A 15,618-nucleotide genomic window follows, 5' to 3' on the forward strand; every position below is an offset into this window, starting at 1 on the left:
GGCATTCACGAACGGGGGAAGAAGGATGAAGAAACAAGGAAAGCTGCTGATTATCGGCTTCGGTCCCGGAGCGCTGGAGCATATTACCGGCCGGGCGCTGGCTGCTCTCGAAGAGAGTGAGGCTGTAATCGGCTATAACACTTATGTCGACCTGATCAGACCGCTGCTGCGGCATCAGGAGATTGTCGGCACCGGTATGACTGAAGAGGTCAGCCGGGCGCAGGAGGCCGTCCGCAGAGCAGAGGAAGGACAGACGATTGCCGTAATATCCAGCGGCGATGCCGGTGTATACGGAATGGCTGGTCTCGTCTACGAGGTGCTGATTGAACGGGGCTGGAACCGGGCTGACGGTGTCGAGGTCGAGGTGATCCCCGGAATATCGGCGATTCAATCCTGTTCTTCCCTGCTGGGAGCGCCGATTATGCATGATTCCTGCACAATCAGCCTCAGCGATCATCTTACTCCATGGGAGAGCATTGCCGCACGTGTGGAAGCGGCGGGTGCTGCGGATTTCGTGATCGCCTTTTATAACCCGCGCAGCGGCAAGCGTACGCGTCAGATTGAAGAAGCGCGCAATATTCTGCTGCGTTACCGCGATCCTTCCACGCCGGTCGGCATTGTCAAAAGCGCCTACCGTGACCGTCAGCAGACGATCGTAACTACGCTGCAGGAGATGCTGGAGCATGAGATCGGCATGCTCTCTACGGTTGTCGTCGGCAATTCGGCGACAGTTGTATATGAGGGGCTTATGGTTACGCCGCGCGGATATGAGCGTAAGTACAACCTCACCGCACAGACGCAGGCGCTGAAGCCGCATGAGCGGCTGCGCACCGCGGCCGAGCCCTGGTCGCTGGCTGCGGCTGAGGCGGGACAGGTAGAAGGTGCTGCGGCGGAGAGTGTGACAGCGGCTGAGCCAGGGCGGGCAGATGGACCAGTGACACCGAGTGCAGCTGCGGGTGAAACCGGACGGGGAGAGCGATTGGCGGCGGAGAGTGAGGCTGCTGAGGCGGGACGGACGGAAGGCGCAGCAGCACTGAGCCTGGCCGCGTCTGCTCGCGTGGAGCGGCCGCGTATTCCTGCCGTCCAGCTGGCGGAACACGCTGATGATACCTTCGAGCTTGAGGTTTCTCCTGTCATCGGCAGCCGCAGATTCAGCGGTACCCAGATGAAGCTGCTGGCGGAGCTGGCAGGCGATGATGGGCAGCTGATCTATACGAAGGATGGACATTTTCTGCTGCGCAGCCATCCGGGAGACCGGGCTGAGCTGGCGGCGAGACTGACTGAGGCAGAACTGAACGTGAGCATCCCAGGAGATTATGTGAAAGTGAAAACCTGCGGGTTCTGTGAATTGCGGAGGAGCAGCGCATTAAACGCGGCGGTCCGCCTGCATACCCTGCTGCACGGGCTCGCTGTACCCAAAGAGCTGCATATCAGCGTGGCGGGGTGCGGCATGGCCTGCAGCTCGGCCGTTCTGGAAGACATCGGACTGGTCTGCTCGAAGGGAAGCTTCGAGCTATATCTGGGCGGCAAGAAGTCGGGCCGGGGAGCGCATGCCGGCACTCTGGTCCGGGAAGGTATGGACGAAGATGAGGCAGTGGCAGCTGTAGCTGCAGCAGTGGAGCATTATACTGCGCAAGGCCGGGAGAAGGAGCGGTTTCATGCTTTTTTTGAACGGATGGGCAGTATTGAAGAACAGGTGAACAGCACTGCAGGAAGTATAGATAATAATGACAGCATAGAGGGAGCACGCATGATGAGAACCGTATTACTGGTTGGACACGGAAGCCGGATTCAAGCGGGAAATGATGAGCTGCTGCAGTTCACCAGCCAGCTTGCCGCCCGCAAGCCGGAGCTTAAGTTTGAGACCTGCTTCATAGAGCTAGCCTCACCTTCAATCGCGGGCGGAATTGCCAAATGCGTGGAGGAAGGCGCAACGCAAATTTATATTGTGCCGATTATATTGTTCGCGGCGGGCCATTCCAAGCTGGATATTCCGATGGCAATTGATGAAGCCAAGCTGAAATATCCGGGGGTAGAGTTTGTATACGGGCGTCCGCTGGGTGTTCAGGAGCGGGCTGTTGATATTGTGCTGGACCGGATCCGTGAAGCTGAATTGCTCTCCGGTTCAGTGGGACACAGCGGTAATGAAGACAGAGCTGCGGCCTTAAGTTTACAGGAAGCCCGCACATCCGAAGTAGAGGATAAGGATACTATCGTGCTGCTTATGGGGCGCGGGGGCAGTGATCCGGATGCCAATAGTGATTTCTATAAGCTGGGCCGGCTGCTATGGGAAAGAACGCCTTACCTGAGCGTTGAGAGCTGCTTCATCGCCATCACGAAGCCGTCGCTTCCGGAAGGACTTGAACGCTGCCTGGCACTGGGTGCGCGTAAGATTATAGTTGTGCCGTACCTGCTGTTCACCGGCGTGCTGATGAAGCAGTTTGCCGAAATGGTCTCGCGCTTCGCCGCGGAGCATCCTGAGATTGAGGTGGAAATCGGCCGCCAGCTCGGCACACATCCGCTGCTTGTAGATATGCTGACAGAGCGCATCGAGGAGACAATGGAGGGCCAGTCTTTCAGTAATTGCGATAACTGCAAGTACCGCGATGAAGCGGCATTGCACCACCATCATCACCATCACCATGGTGAGGGAGGGCATGGGCATCACGAACATGGGCATCACGGTCGTGTGCATCACAGGCATGGGCATCATGGGCGGCAGTAACCGGGACAGCAGACAGCCGGGAGCCGCATCAGCCGCGAAGATCTTCATGCTGTGCGGCACTAGCGATGCCCGGGAGCTGGCACTGAACCTGTCACGTCAAGGCCTGCCGGTGCAGGCTTCTGTCGTGACGCCCAGTGCTGCGGAACGTCTAGAAGCCGCAGCTATCCGCACCCGTGTCGGCAGGCTGGACAGGACGGCCATGATCTCTCTGCTGCAGGATGGCGGCTATCGTGCCGTGGTGGACGGCAGCCATCCTTTTGCGCTGGAGGCACATGCCAATGCTATGGGAGCAGCTGCAGCGCTGGGCCTGCCCTATTTTCGCTACGAACGGCAAAGTCTTATCTATGACAGCCACCCCCGGCTGATCGTAGTGCATTCCTATGAAGAGGCTGCGCGCAAGGCCAGGGAACTGAAGGGCTCCATTATGCTGACAACCGGCGGCAAGACGCTTGAGGTGTTTGCAGAGGAGCTGCTGGGAGATCCCGATATCCGGCTGACGGTCAGACTGCTGCCCTGCCTGGAAAATATGGAGAAATGTCTAGCCCTTGGTATTGAGCAGCGGAATATTATCGCGCTTCAGGGCCCTTTTAGCAGAGAAATGAACGAGGCACTCTACCGGCAATATGGGACACAGGTGATGATTACCAAGGAGAGCGGGGCGGAAGGCTCGGTGGATGAGAAGCTGCACGCCGCGCTGGATATGGGGCTTTACGTCATTTTGATTATGCGGCCTAGAGATAGCGGGATGGTGTTTGACTCATTTGACGAGATTACGGAGGCCGTGAGAACTGCGCTGCAAATGAACAAGGAGGGATAACTGTGGATTTTGGTACGGATTTCAAGCCGGTGACGGTACAGCCGCAGGAAATAGAGGGTCTGAGTTTTCAGATGATTACAGAAGAGATGGGTGAACATTCCTTTAGCGAGCTGGAGTACAAAATAGTGCAGCGGATCATTCATGCTTCTGCCGATTTTGAGCTGGGGCGCAGTCTTGTTTTTCACCCGCGGGCGATTGAGGCCGGGATCAGCGCCATTCTGCAGGGCAAGCCGATTATTGCCGATGTGCGGATGGTGGAGGCGGGCATTGCCAAGGAGCGGATTGAGCGGTACGGCGGGGAAGTCAGAGTCCATATTTCCGATCCGGATGTGATGGAAGAAGCGAAGGCGCTGGGGACTACCCGGGCCATCATAGCTACGCGCAAAGCATGTGCACAGGCTCCGGGAGGAATCTATGTGATCGGCAACGCACCGACCGCACTGCTGGAACTGATACGTCTGGTAAAAGAAGGCGCAGCCCAGCCGGGTCTTGTCATCGGTATGCCGGTCGGTTTCGTCTCGGCAGCGGAATCCAAGGACGAGCTGTGCAAGCTCGACATTCCTTACATCACGAATGTCGGCCGCAAGGGCGGAAGCACGATCGTCGTTGCGGCCGTCAACGCACTGAGTCTGCTGGCGGTCCGCCGGGCAGCGGGCGAATTGAAATAGATCTGCGCAAGGAAAAAACGGGAACTGTGTTAACGCCGGGAAAAAAACTCAAAACTCTATAGGAGCGGGGTTTGAACAGGATATGAACAAGTTCTGATCCATATGCTTAGGCTTATAAGGTATGCTTAACTGCATTTTGTACAACTAAAACGTCTGATTTAGAACCAATTATCCGTTTAGTTGTATTTCGTACAATTAAACTACCGTTTTTGGCTTGTTCTCACCCATTGGGGCAGATTTAGTTGTACAGACTACAGTTATAAGATGCTAGCCTGCCTTTTGGCTGATTTTAATTGCACAGTATACAACTATCACAGATTTCACGGAATTTTCACTGGAAAACTGAGTGCATCAATCGCTGCATTCTTGAATGAACTCACTTCTTTAGTTATTAGTGTGTCTAGTAATATCTACGATGCTCCAAATAGATAGCATATCTCATCACAAAGAGGGATTACCATGACCGAGGAAACAGCGGACAACCGGGCAGATCAGAATAGGAGGAAAACGGAGGTGAGGCATGATAATGAGTCCGCAGCAGAGTACACTGCAAAGCGGGAGTCTGAGAAGAATGCAGAGTATGCAGCAAAAAGAGAATCTGAGCATGTTGTTGAGTACGCTGCCAACCCAAGCGGAATATCATCGTCACATTGTGCTTCTCCTGCCTCCTCAACCCCTGCTGCCCCTCTGCGCAGGGGATACACGACAGGTGCTTGTGCCGCCGCCGCAGCCAAAGGTGCGGCACTGCTGTTGATTACAGGTGACAGGCTTCCTGCTGTAGAGATAGATATTCCGGCTGGCTTCCGGCACTCCTTTGAACTTACGGGCTGGCAGCGCGAAGGGGCGGACTCTGCAGTCTGTGCCACGGTCAAAGATGCCGGAGATGATCCGGATGCCACGCATCAGGTCTGGATTGAAGCAACGGTGAGCTGGCTGGATCATCCCGGTGTGGAGATCGACGGCGGCCGTGGGGTCGGCCGGGTGACGAAGCCGGGGCTGCCGGTGCCCGTCGGAGCAGCGGCGATCAACCCGGTGCCGCGGCGGATGATTCTGGAGGCAGTGTCCGGTGTGCTGGAGGAGCATGGCGCGGCGCGGGGGCTGCGGGTGGTCATCAGCGTGCCGGAAGGCGAAGCGATTGCCCTAAGAACGCTGAATCCTCGGCTCGGCATCCTCGGCGGCATTTCCATCCTCGGCACGCGGGGCGTGGTTACGCCGTTCTCCACCGAGGCCTACAAGGCGAGTGTGGTCCAGGCGATTTCGGTTGCGGCGGCGACGGGGAACGGGCAGATCATTCTGACTACCGGCGGCAGCAGTGAGAAATATGCGATGGTGATGTTCGCCGGGCTTCCGGAGGAAGCTTTTATCCAGATGGGGGAGTATGTAGGCTTCTCTCTGGAGCATGCCAAAGCTTATGGGATCAAGAAAGTTACCTTTGTGGGGATGGCCGGTAAATTCTCCAAAGTAGCACAGGGTGCCATGCTGATCCACTCGAAGAACGCACCTGTTGACTTCGGATTTCTGGCAGCCGTGGCGGCGGAGGCCGGGGCAGATCATAAGCAGGTGAAGGAGATTGCTGCCGCCAATACCGCCTCGCAAGTGGTGGATATGATGACCGAGGCGGGGAATTCCGCTTTTTTTGAGAGCCTGTGCCGGCATGCCTGTGAACAAAGTCTGAAGCATATGAACGGGGGCATGGTTGTGGAAATGGTATTGATGACAATGAAGGGCCGAGTGCTGGGAAGGGCGGAAATCCGTGGGTAATTTGATCTATGTTATCGGTATCGGTGAGGATGGCGCCGGCGGCCTGACACCGGATAGCTTAAGCAAAGTGAATAACAGTGAGGTGCTGCTCGGCGGAGAACGGCAACTGAATTTTTTTGGCGGATATACCGGTGAGAAAATCGTTCTGCAAGGCGGGCTGAAGCCTTTTACAGATAAGCTGGAGGGATTGTGGAGGGAGCGGCGGACCGTGGTTCTGGCCTCGGGGGACCCGCTCTTTTTTGGCATCGCCGGGTATCTTGTCCGCAAGTTCGGGCCGGAGCATGTTGAGGTTATTCCGCACTACAGCAGTGTGCAGCTCGCATTTGCCCGGCTGGGGGACAGCTGGCAGGATGCTGAGCTGATCAGTCTGCACGGGCGTCCCATTCAGGGATTGGCCCAGCGCATAGACGGCAAGCACAAGGTGGCTCTGCTAACGGATGAGAGCAATACGCCTGCGGTGATTGCCGCTTATTTGCGTGAGTTCGGGATGACGGAATATGAAGCGTTTGTGTGCGAACGGCTGGGGGGAGCGGAGGAAGTCTGCCGCTTCTGGACGCTGGATGAGATGGAGGCCAGTGAATTTGCGGCGCTGAATGTAGTTATCTTGCGCAGAAAGCAGGGAACCGGCTCAACTTTGCGGCGCGGCTTCGCTTATCCGGACGAGGAGTTCCAGCAGCGGAAGCCGGAGAAAGGCCTCATTACGAAACGTGAGGTCCGGGCTCTGGTCCTGTCGGAGCTGAATCTGTCCGAGGATGCAGTGGTCTGGGACATCGGCTCCGGCTCCGGAGCGGTTGCGGCGGAATGTGCGCGGATTGCCCGGCTCGGCAAGGTCTATGCTCTGGAAAAGGGAGCGGAGAATCTGCCGAACATGGAAGCAAACCGCCGGAGGTTCCGCGCCGATTTCCGGATCATACATCAAAAAGCGCCGCAGGGGCTGGAGAATCTGCCTGATCCGGATGGAGTGTTCATCGGCGGCAGCGGCGGGGAGCTGGCGGATATTATCGCGCTCTGCGCCGCGAGACTCCGGCCGGAAGGGCGGATTGTCGTGGGAGCGATCACCATTGAGACGCTATATGGAAGCATGGAAGCGTTGAAGCAGGCAGGCCTGGATTGCGCGGTAACGATGCTTCAGGCGTCACGCAGCAAGCCGATTCTCGGCATGACCCGGTTCGAGGGTATGAATCCCGTGTATGTGGTTAGTGGACGGAAGAGCTGAGGCAGACCAGATCAGATATTCAGATATAAGGAAACAAGAAGCGAGCAGAAACAAAGGAGGAATACGTGATGAAGACCCATGTAACGGAGGCGGTTCAGCAGGCTGTGCAGGCTGTGGACGGGCAGGAAGCATGCGAAGGAGAAGGGATTGCCGCTGAAACGCAGCTGGCAGAAGCGGCGATGCAGGCCGCGAGTGCGCTCTATGATGCGATGGATGAGGAAGAGCTGAAGCTGGAGGAAAGACTGACTCCCCGGGCGGTCGGGACGTTGTACGGTGTCGGTGTCGGCCCCGGTGATCCGGAGCTGATTACGCTCAAGGCCTGCCGGCTGCTGCGGGAATGTCCGGTGATTGCCTACCCGGCAACCAAAAAAGGCGGCAAATCCTACGCCCACGAAATCATCGAGATGCATGTGAATCCGGATGAGAAAATCATGCTCGGACTGATCTTCCCGATGACGAAGGATCCGGTGCTGCTGGCCAGCGGCTGGAACCGCACCGTGGAGCTGTGCTGGGGTGAGCTGAAGCAGGGCCGGGATGTGGCTTTTGTAACGGAGGGGGACCCGAATCTCTTCAGTACCTTCATTCACCTGGCACGGCTGATGCAGGAGCTGCATCCCGGTGTGCCAATCGTCTCCATTCCGGGGATTTCCTCGGTCCTTGGCGCGGCGGCTGCCCTGGAGCAGCCCTTGGCGGACGGAGATCAGCGGGTGGGAATTATTCCGGCGACTGATGACCGAGACGCACTGAAGGAAGCGCTGCTGCATCACGATACGGTGGTGTTCCTTAAGGTGGCCAAGGTGCTGGATCTGGTGCTGGATGTGCTGGATGAACTGGGGCTGTCCGGCAAAGCATCCGTCGTTACCAAGGTAACCTCTCCATATGAAACCGTATGGCGCGATGCGCGGGATCTGCGGGGCAAGGAACTGGAGTACTTAAGTCTGATGGTGGTGAGCAAATGACAGATATCGTGCTTGAACCTAAAGTATATATTGTGGGTGCCGGTCCCGGAGATCCGGAGCTGATTACAGTAAAAGGCAGCCGGATTCTGCGCTCGGCGGACGTGGTGCTCTATGCCGATTCACTCGTCAGTGAGGAGCTGATCCACAGCGCGAAGCCCGGTGCAGAGATACTGCGAAGCTCAGGACTGGATCTGGAGCAGCAGGTGGAGCTAATGGCGGCAGCAGTCCAGTCCGGTAAAAGCGTAGCCCGCGTCCACACGGGCGACCCGTCCATGTACGGCGCGATTCTGGAGCAGATGTCGCTGCTGAAGCTGTGCGGCGTCCGCTATGAAATCGTGCCGGGTGTAAGCTCGGTCTTTGCATCCGCAGCGGCGCTTGGCGCAGAGCTGACCGTGCCGGAGCTGACGCAGACGGTGATTCTGACCCGCGCGGAAGGACGCACACCGGTGCCGGAGCGTGAGCAGCTGCGCAAGCTGGCCGAGCATCACTGTACAGTAGCGCTCTTCCTGAGTGCTTCACTGGCCGGGCATGCGGCCGGGGAATTCCTGGCTGCCGGCTGGAGTCCGGATACACCGGTTGCTGTAGTGAAGCGGGCTACCTGGCCGGATCAGCAGATTCTGCGGACAACGGTGCAGAATTTGGAGGCAGATCTGCGTGATGCGGGCATCACCATGCATGCCATGATCCTGGCCGGATGGGCGCTGGACCCCGGACTGACGGACCGCGATCAGCACCGCTCCAAGCTCTATGATAAGGCGTTTACCCATGGCTGCCGGGAAGGAACAGGCTCTGGTGAGTAAGCGGCGGTATGCAGCTGTAGCCATCACGCGAAATGGCATCGGGCTGGCGCTGAAGCTGGGGGCGGGGCTTGGGGAGACGGAGGTTTTTTGTTATGCCAAGTATAGCGGCGGGGTGGAGGCGCGGCCTGGGGAGATTACGATTTTTGACGGGCCGGTCAAAGAATTACTTCCGGAGCTCTTCCGTAACTATGAAGGGGTAATTCTATTCTTCTCGCTGGGCGCTGCGGTCCGGCTCATTGCTCCGCTGCTGCAGGATAAAAGAATTGATCCCGCCGTCATCGTCACCGATGAGCGCGGGGAGCATGTCATCAGCATGCTGTCCGGCCATCTTGGGGGGGCCAACAGGCTGACGCTGCAGATCGCTGGGCTGCTCGGCAGTCATCCGGTCATTACGACGGCTTCCGATGTGCAGGGCACCTTCGCTGTGGATCTGCTGGGCCGGGAATACGGCTGGCGCGCGGACAGCTTTACCCGTATGAAAAGTGTCAGTGCTGCGCTCGTTAACGGGGAACCGGTAGCTTTTGTCCAGGAGAGCGGAGAGCCGGGTTGGCTGCCGCCGGATGCAGTGCTGCCGGAGCATGTGCGGTTATTCGCCAGCAGGGATGAGCTGCGGAATAGCGGCTTCAGCTTCAGCGCAGCAATTGTGGTGAGTGACCGGCTGACGGATGGTGAGGAGCCGGAGGAAGCTGCACTAGCTGAATGCTCTGTAGTGTATCGTCCGCGCAGCCTGGTGCTTGGGCTGGGCTGTAACCGCGGAACCTCTGCGGAGGAGCTTGAAGCTGTAGTGCTGCATACGCTGGCAGAACTGAGGCTATCGCTATACAGTGTGCGGAATGTGGCGACTGCCGGAATAAAGGGCGACGAGGCCGGATTGCTGGCTCTGTGTGCCAAATACGGCTGGGAGCTGGTTTTGTACTCACCGGATCAGCTGAATACAATCGTACTGGACAATCCTTCGGAGGTAGTATTCAGAGCGACCGGAGCGTACGGAGTCTGTGAGCCTGCTGCATTGTTGTCTTCAGGCGCGCAGGCGCTACTGCAGAGTAAGCAAAAAAACGGAAATGTGACAATCGCCGTAGCGCGGGTTGTCTTTGCGGATTAGAGCGGGGGAGAAGCGGTGAGTGAGACATGGAATGAAATGAAGGACCGGGAGCCTTTAATGCAGAAACGCCCCCGCTTTGTAGTGGCGGGCACAGGCAGCGGGTCCGGCAAAACGACAGTCACGCTGGGACTGATGCGGGCGTTTGCCCGGCGCGGCTTGAAGGTTCAGGGCTTCAAATGCGGACCTGACTATATCGACCCCGCATATCATAGTGCAGTTACTGGCCGCCCCTCCCGCAACCTGGATTCTTGGATGACCTCAAGCAGCTATATGCAGGAGTATTTCCTGAGCACATCGGAGGAGGCGGACCTGTCGGTCATTGAAGGCGTAATGGGATTGTATGACGGCAAAGAGGACACTGCACTCACCGGATCAACGGCCGAAATCGCCATCCTGACGGACAGTCCGGTGCTGCTTGTAGTCGATGTCCGCAGTATGGGACGCAGTGCTGCGGCCATTGTCCTGGGCTTTCAGCAGCTGGAGCCGCAGGTGCGGATAGCTGCGGTTATCGTGAACCGCTGCGGCAGTGAGGGGCACTACCGGATGGTCCGGGCAGCGGTTGAAGCGGCCTGCGGCATTCCGGTCATCGGCTGGCTGCCGCGGGACGGCGGCCTTGATATCCCGGAGCGCCATCTGGGGCTGCTTCCGGCAGTAGAGCGCGGAGAGCTGGAGCCGCTGTTCGAACATGCCGCCGGTCTGCTGGCGCAAGGCACCGATCTGGAGCGGCTGCTGGAGCTTGCTGCTGCTGCGCCTGCATTGCAGTACCCACCGGTACTGGAAACGGTGCTGCAGGCAGAAGGGGCTCGGCTGAATTGCCCGGGTATACCGGAGCAAGCAGAGCAGGCGTGTAAGGGAACTGATACTTCAGGTTTGAGCTGTCCGCAAGCAATAGACCCTGCATCATATGAGCAGCCGCGGGCAGCGGGATCTCCTTTGCCTTCTCCGGCAGTACTGGAAATGCTAGCGGATACGAACGGGCCGGCGTCCACTCCCATGCAGCCGGTCATTGCCATTGCCCGGGATGCGGCATTCAATTTCTATTATGCTGATAATCTGGAGCTGCTCGTGCGGGCGGGTGCGCGGCTGGTTACGTTCAGCCCGCTGAGCGGAGAGGGAATCCCCCCGGAAGCCGATGGAATCTATATCGGCGGCGGGTTTCCGGAGGAATTCGCAGCCGTGATTGCAGCGAATTCGCTCTTCCTGGACGGCTTAAGAGCTGCAGCTGCAGACGGAATGCCGCTGTATGCGGAATGCGGCGGCTATATGATTCTGGCCCGCAGCCTGACCGACCGCTCCGGCGCTGTGCATGAGATGGCCGGAATCATTCCGGCACATACCGTAATGCAGGAGCGCCGTGCCGCTCTCGGATACCGTGAGGTGACAGCACTCCACGATTGCCTGTTGCTGAAGCAGGGCGGGCGTCTGCGCGGCCATGAATTCCATTATTCCAGCATGAGCTACACTCCTGGTGAAGCCCGGACGTATGCCTATGAGAGCAAAGGCAGAGGGGGCAGTCATCCTGAGGGCTACATCAGTGGCAACATTATGGCTGCTTATGCGCATATTCATTTGGCTTCCCACCTCCCGGCTGCCGGGCGGCTGGTGGAAGCCTGCCGTACGTATCGGGAACAGAAGCACACCGCGCAGCGGCCCTGAACATCGGTCGCAGCCTCTCTGGCACTACAAATGGAAGCGGCGCGGATACCCGGATCATGTCAACAATGATCTGTTGGTTTTCGTGCAATCAAACGGCTGGAAATCCGCCATTTTCTACATTCTGTTGTATTTCCTGCAATTGATTTTTGGATTTTTTCTGTAAAATAGGAGATTGCTCGAAATCTATTGCAGTAAATACATTAGAGTCCAATTATGGGACGTTTTTAACGGAATCTGATGTACATAATACAATCAGCCTGGCAGCCTTGAAATCTATATCCGTCTTTTCTGACGCCATGTATGTCAACCGCTTGTCATACAGCTGAAGGCCACGTATAATAAAAAATAGAGAGCGCTTTATTGACCGTAAGGCTAACGCAAATACAGCCCTTATGCGGCAATGCGTCTGAGTATTAAGCCTTGCGTTTTAAGTCTTATTTGTGTGCACTTAACATGAGAGTAGCCATTAACACAAGGACCGGAGTTTCAATTTCTGTGTTAATAAGCAACAGCGCAATTATCTAAATACTAAATATGATTGTACGGAGAAGGGAGAACACTGCAGTGGGATTATTGGGAGCGGTTGAAGCAGGCGGAACAAAGTTTGTATGCGGAATCGGAAATGAGGACGGGACGATTATCGACCGGGTGAGCTTCCCGACTACTACCCCTCAGGAAACGATGGGGCTGGTATTGGATTACTTCACCGGTAAAGGAGTGGAAGCCATTGGCATCGGTTCCTTTGGACCGATTGACCCGGTGATCGGCAGCGCTACCTACGGGTATATTACAACGACACCGAAACCCCACTGGGGCGGTTATAATCTGGTAGGAGCCGTGGCTGAGCATTTCGATGTACCGATCGGTTTCGATACAGATGTGAACGGAGCAGCCCTGGGAGAGTACACATGGGGAGCTGCTCAAGGACTGGACAGCTGCCTCTACATCACGGTAGGCACCGGCATCGGCGCCGGTGCAGTGGTCGGCGGGAAGCTGGTCCACGGGCTGTCCCATCCTGAGATGGGACATATTCTGGTCCGCCGCCATCCGGAGGATCACTATGAAGGCTTCTGCCCTTATCATGGCGATTGCCTGGAAGGCCTGGCGGCAGGCCCGGCGATCGGCAAACGCTGGGGCAAGCCGGCGGGGGAGCTGCCGGCAGATCATCCGGCCTGGGCGATGGAGGCCCACTATCTGGCCCACGCCCTGATGAACTATGTGCTGATCCTCTCGCCGCAGAGAATCGTGATGGGCGGCGGTGTGATGAAGCAGAGCCAGCTCTTCCCGCTGATCCATACCAAGCTGCAGGAACTGCTTAGCGGATATGTGCAGCATCCGGCGCTCAATGAAGCCATCGGCAGCTATATTGTCCCTCCACAGCTCGGGGATAACGCCGGACTCTCAGGTTCGCTTGGACTCGCCAAGCTGGCACTTGACCGCCGGTAGGGCGTCCTGTAAAAAGGCATTGACTGTTTCGTAATATGTGGTATCCTAGGTTTTAACAGTATAGCATTTAAGAGGAAGCACCTCTTTCACGAATTTCGTGGGAGAGGTGCTTTTTTTGTGTGCGAAGATAAGAATTTATAGGCTTCCCGCAATAAATAATTCTTATCTTTCCCGCTGAAACGGTACCGGGCGGGGACAGGGAATCCGGTCCGCACAAATGATCATGCATGCTGTAAGACGATGAAGGTAGGGATTTATATGCAGATCGTATTTATGAACCGGTTGTCCAGAATGTCAGGAGTGGACCAGGAAGTATTTGCCCAATTGTGGATTGGAGAGGAGGAGGGACTGTGGCGTCTAGGCTGGCGCGACTTCTCAGGGGAGCAGGAAATGGGCGACAGCTTATGGTATGAAGGCGGTTCTTGGAGTGAAATGCTGTGTGTGTACCGGCATGAGCTGGCAATGAAGATGGGAGACGGTTACCGTCCCCTGATTGATGGTGTATTTCATGAAGATGAGCATCTTAGCAGCCGCGGACAGGAGCAGCTTAAACTGCAGTATTACAGTGAGCAGCACGGGAATGAAACGGTCTATGAGGAGCTGTGCTCCTGGCGCAGGGGGAAGGCCTCCAGCGAACGCAAGGCACCTTATATCCTGGCCAGCAACCGTCTGCTGCGGATGATCAGTGCATTTCTGCCTCATACGGCGGAAGAGCTGCTGCAGATTCCCGGAGTAGGTGAAGGTAAAGCCTCGCAATATGGTGCCGACTGGCTCAGTATTACCTCCGGTGTGCAGCGTGAACATCAATATCCGCTGGGCTGGGTAAGTGATTCGATCGACGAAGAGAGCTTTGTTTCGTGGCTGTACAAACAGAAGGAGCTCAAATACAAGAAGCAGCTGGAGCGGCTGCGGCTGCGGCGTGTACTGCTTCAGGGCATTGAAGGCGGACAAGGCATGGAGCAGCTCAAAGGGCTCAGCGGAGTCTCCAGACGCGAAGTCCTCGAAGCCGTAGAAGAGCTGGAGAAGGACGGCTATTCCGTCGAGAAGCTCATTGCTCTTGAACTCAGTGAAGTTACTTCCCAGGAACTGAACAATATATGGACAGCCTATGAACTGATCGGAGATACGTTCCTGAAGCCGGTACTCTACAAAGCCTATGGCGAGGACTTCTCCCCTGCTGAAGGCCTGGATATGTACTATGAGCGTCTGCGGCTGATCCGTATCCGCTTCCGCCGGGAGCAGCCGGCCGCGTTGGGACTGGCTACGAATCTGTAAGAAGCAGCGTTCTTCCCCGGATTAACCCTGCACAGCTTGCTTTTCCTTTCGCGAGAGAGGAAGCGCGCTGCAGGGTTTTATCTGCGAGCGGCAGTGTCTTGCAGGTTATTAGGAGAAAGGGGCAATTAGCGTTACTATACCTGTATGCAGTTAATAAAGGAGTGAGACAGATGATAGTAACGCTGACGGTTAATCCAAGTGTCGATGCCAGTACGGGCATAGGTCAGGTGGTCCCGGATCATAAGCTGCGCTGCCGCGAGGCGTCTTATAAACCGGGCGGCGGCGGTGTGAATGTGTCCCGGGCGATTCACAGGCTGGGCGGGGATTCCCTGGCACTGTATGCCTCGGGCGGACTTCACGGACAATTGCTGCACCATATGCTGGAACAGGAGGGCGTAAGGCACCAGGAGATTCCGATTAGCGGGCAGACAAGGGAGAATCTGATTGTCGTGGAGGAATCCACCGGGCAGCAGTACCGGTTCGATATGCCGGGCCCGCGGTTCATCGAAGGGGACTGGAAGGAGTGTCTGGAGCAATTAACGGCGCTGCCGGACAAGCCGGCTTATATCGTAGCCAGCGGCAGTCTGCCCCCAGGCTGTCCCGCTGATTTCTATGCGCGTGTCATTGAAGCGGCGAAGCCATGGAAGGCACGGGTCATTGTGGATACTTCCGGGGAAGCGCTGCAGCTTGCAGCTGATGCCGGAGTCTACCTGTTGAAGCCGAACGCCCGTGAGCTTGAAGATTTGTCGGGCCATGCTATATCCGGTGATGAGGAAGTAAAGGCAGCCGCGCTGCAGCTGATTGAAGAAGGGCGGACGGAAGTAGTAGTCGTCTCACTCGGCGGGGACGGGGCGCTGCTGATTACCAGAGACGGCTGTGAGCACCTGCGGGCACCTGAAGTTCCCGTGCTCAGCGTCGTCGGCGCGGGCGACAGTCTGGTAGCCGGGCTGGTGTATAGTCTGGAACGGGGCTGGCCGCTGCGCAGAGCCGTTCAGTTCGGCATCGCCTCCGGAGCTGCTGCAGTCATGAATCCGGAGCGCCAGCTGTGCAAGCGCGAGGATACGGAGCGGTTGTTTGCCGGCATGGATACCGGTGCAGCCGGACATATGTAAGTTTTGTGGCCGCCATTTACCAAAAAGACGAAGGCTTCCCTATACCCTGAGGTATCCGGTGCCTTCGTCCTGCGTATTCGT

Annotated in this window: 12 protein-coding genes and 1 pseudogene; all 13 read left to right on the plus strand. The window is 57.0% G+C overall.

Annotated elements, in window-relative coordinates; translation table 11 throughout:
• Positions 1 to 25 precede the first annotated feature (25 nt).
• Positions 26 to 1,690: pseudogene (gene cobJ / locus PBOR_RS38550) on the plus strand (precorrin-3B C(17)-methyltransferase); the annotation flags it as partial.
• A gap of 63 nt (positions 1,691 to 1,753) precedes the next feature.
• Entirely contained in the window at positions 1,754 to 2,725 is a 972-nt protein-coding gene (locus tag PBOR_RS38555) for a sirohydrochlorin chelatase (protein WP_425415535.1), read from the plus strand.
• Positions 2,712 to 3,542 (plus strand): precorrin-6A reductase, encoded by an 831-nt coding sequence (gene cobK / locus PBOR_RS10080; RefSeq protein ID WP_081972351.1) that lies wholly within the window; start codon positions 2,712 to 2,714, stop codon positions 3,540 to 3,542. The genes PBOR_RS38555 and cobK overlap by 14 nt, the downstream gene beginning before the upstream one ends.
• A 2-nt stretch (positions 3,543 to 3,544) precedes the next feature.
• On the plus strand, positions 3,545 to 4,210 hold the full coding sequence (locus PBOR_RS10085; protein ID WP_042211561.1) for a precorrin-8X methylmutase: 666 nt from the start codon (positions 3,545 to 3,547) through the stop codon (positions 4,208 to 4,210).
• Positions 4,211 to 4,669: 459 nt separating this feature from the next.
• On the plus strand, positions 4,670 to 5,971 hold the full coding sequence (locus tag PBOR_RS10090) for a cobalt-precorrin-5B (C(1))-methyltransferase (RefSeq protein ID WP_245648115.1): 1,302 nt from the start codon (positions 4,670 to 4,672) through the stop codon (positions 5,969 to 5,971).
• Complete coding sequence (locus PBOR_RS10095; protein ID WP_042211562.1) at positions 5,964 to 7,187, plus strand: bifunctional cobalt-precorrin-7 (C(5))-methyltransferase/cobalt-precorrin-6B (C(15))-methyltransferase; 1,224 nt, start codon at positions 5,964 to 5,966, stop codon at positions 7,185 to 7,187. Before PBOR_RS10090 ends, PBOR_RS10095 begins: the two co-directional genes overlap by 8 nt.
• A gap of 209 nt (positions 7,188 to 7,396) precedes the next feature.
• Positions 7,397 to 8,146: a precorrin-2 C(20)-methyltransferase gene (cobI, locus tag PBOR_RS10100; protein WP_042219196.1), complete on the plus strand. Its 750-nt coding sequence runs from the start codon at positions 7,397 to 7,399 to the stop codon at positions 8,144 to 8,146.
• Positions 8,147 to 8,151: 5 nt separating this feature from the next.
• Positions 8,152 to 8,946, plus strand: coding sequence for a precorrin-4 C(11)-methyltransferase (cobM, locus tag PBOR_RS10105; protein ID WP_042219197.1), 795 nt, complete (start codon positions 8,152 to 8,154; stop codon positions 8,944 to 8,946).
• Complete coding sequence (locus PBOR_RS10110; RefSeq protein WP_042211563.1) at positions 8,912 to 10,048, plus strand: cobalt-precorrin 5A hydrolase; 1,137 nt, start codon at positions 8,912 to 8,914, stop codon at positions 10,046 to 10,048. The genes cobM and PBOR_RS10110 overlap by 35 nt, the downstream gene beginning before the upstream one ends.
• Positions 10,049 to 10,084: 36 nt before the next feature.
• Complete coding sequence (locus PBOR_RS10115) at positions 10,085 to 11,704, plus strand: cobyrinic acid a,c-diamide synthase CobB (RefSeq protein ID WP_052429795.1); 1,620 nt, start codon at positions 10,085 to 10,087, stop codon at positions 11,702 to 11,704.
• A gap of 564 nt (positions 11,705 to 12,268) precedes the next feature.
• Complete coding sequence (locus tag PBOR_RS10120; protein ID WP_281192301.1) at positions 12,269 to 13,150, plus strand: ROK family protein; 882 nt, start codon at positions 12,269 to 12,271, stop codon at positions 13,148 to 13,150.
• A 258-nt stretch (positions 13,151 to 13,408) separates the two neighbouring features.
• Positions 13,409 to 14,425 carry an HRDC domain-containing protein gene (locus tag PBOR_RS10125; protein ID WP_042211568.1) on the plus strand — a complete coding sequence of 339 codons (1,017 nt, stop codon included), beginning with the start codon at positions 13,409 to 13,411 and terminating at the stop codon, positions 14,423 to 14,425.
• Between the two features lie 170 nt (positions 14,426 to 14,595).
• A complete protein-coding gene (locus PBOR_RS10130; RefSeq protein ID WP_042211569.1) occupies positions 14,596 to 15,537 on the plus strand; it encodes a 1-phosphofructokinase family hexose kinase in 942 nt (313 codons plus the stop codon).
• Positions 15,538 to 15,618: the final 81 nt, after the last annotated feature.

The organism is Paenibacillus borealis (assembly GCF_000758665.1).
In the GTDB taxonomy this organism is placed as follows: domain Bacteria; phylum Bacillota; class Bacilli; order Paenibacillales; family Paenibacillaceae; genus Paenibacillus_AQ; species Paenibacillus_AQ borealis.

What these genes read in the sequence shown, in the direction of transcription:
- PBOR_RS10125 (WP_042211568.1), top strand. Translation starts at nt 13,409, where the DNA reads ATGCAGATCGTATTTATGAACCGGTTGTCCAGAATGTCAGGAGTGGAC.
- PBOR_RS10115 (WP_052429795.1), top strand. Translation starts at nt 10,085, where the DNA reads ATGAAGGACCGGGAGCCTTTAATGCAGAAACGCCCCCGCTTTGTAGTG.
- cobK (WP_081972351.1), top strand. Translation starts at nt 2,712, where the DNA reads ATGGGCGGCAGTAACCGGGACAGCAGACAGCCGGGAGCCGCATCAGCC.
- PBOR_RS10090 (WP_245648115.1), top strand. Translation starts at nt 4,670, where the DNA reads ATGACCGAGGAAACAGCGGACAACCGGGCAGATCAGAATAGGAGGAAA.
- cobI (WP_042219196.1), top strand. Translation starts at nt 7,397, where the DNA reads ATGGATGAGGAAGAGCTGAAGCTGGAGGAAAGACTGACTCCCCGGGCG.
- PBOR_RS10110 (WP_042211563.1), top strand. Translation starts at nt 8,912, where the DNA reads ATGGCTGCCGGGAAGGAACAGGCTCTGGTGAGTAAGCGGCGGTATGCA.
- PBOR_RS38555 (WP_425415535.1), top strand. Translation starts at nt 1,754, where the DNA reads ATGAGAACCGTATTACTGGTTGGACACGGAAGCCGGATTCAAGCGGGA.
- PBOR_RS10130 (WP_042211569.1), top strand. Translation starts at nt 14,596, where the DNA reads ATGATAGTAACGCTGACGGTTAATCCAAGTGTCGATGCCAGTACGGGC.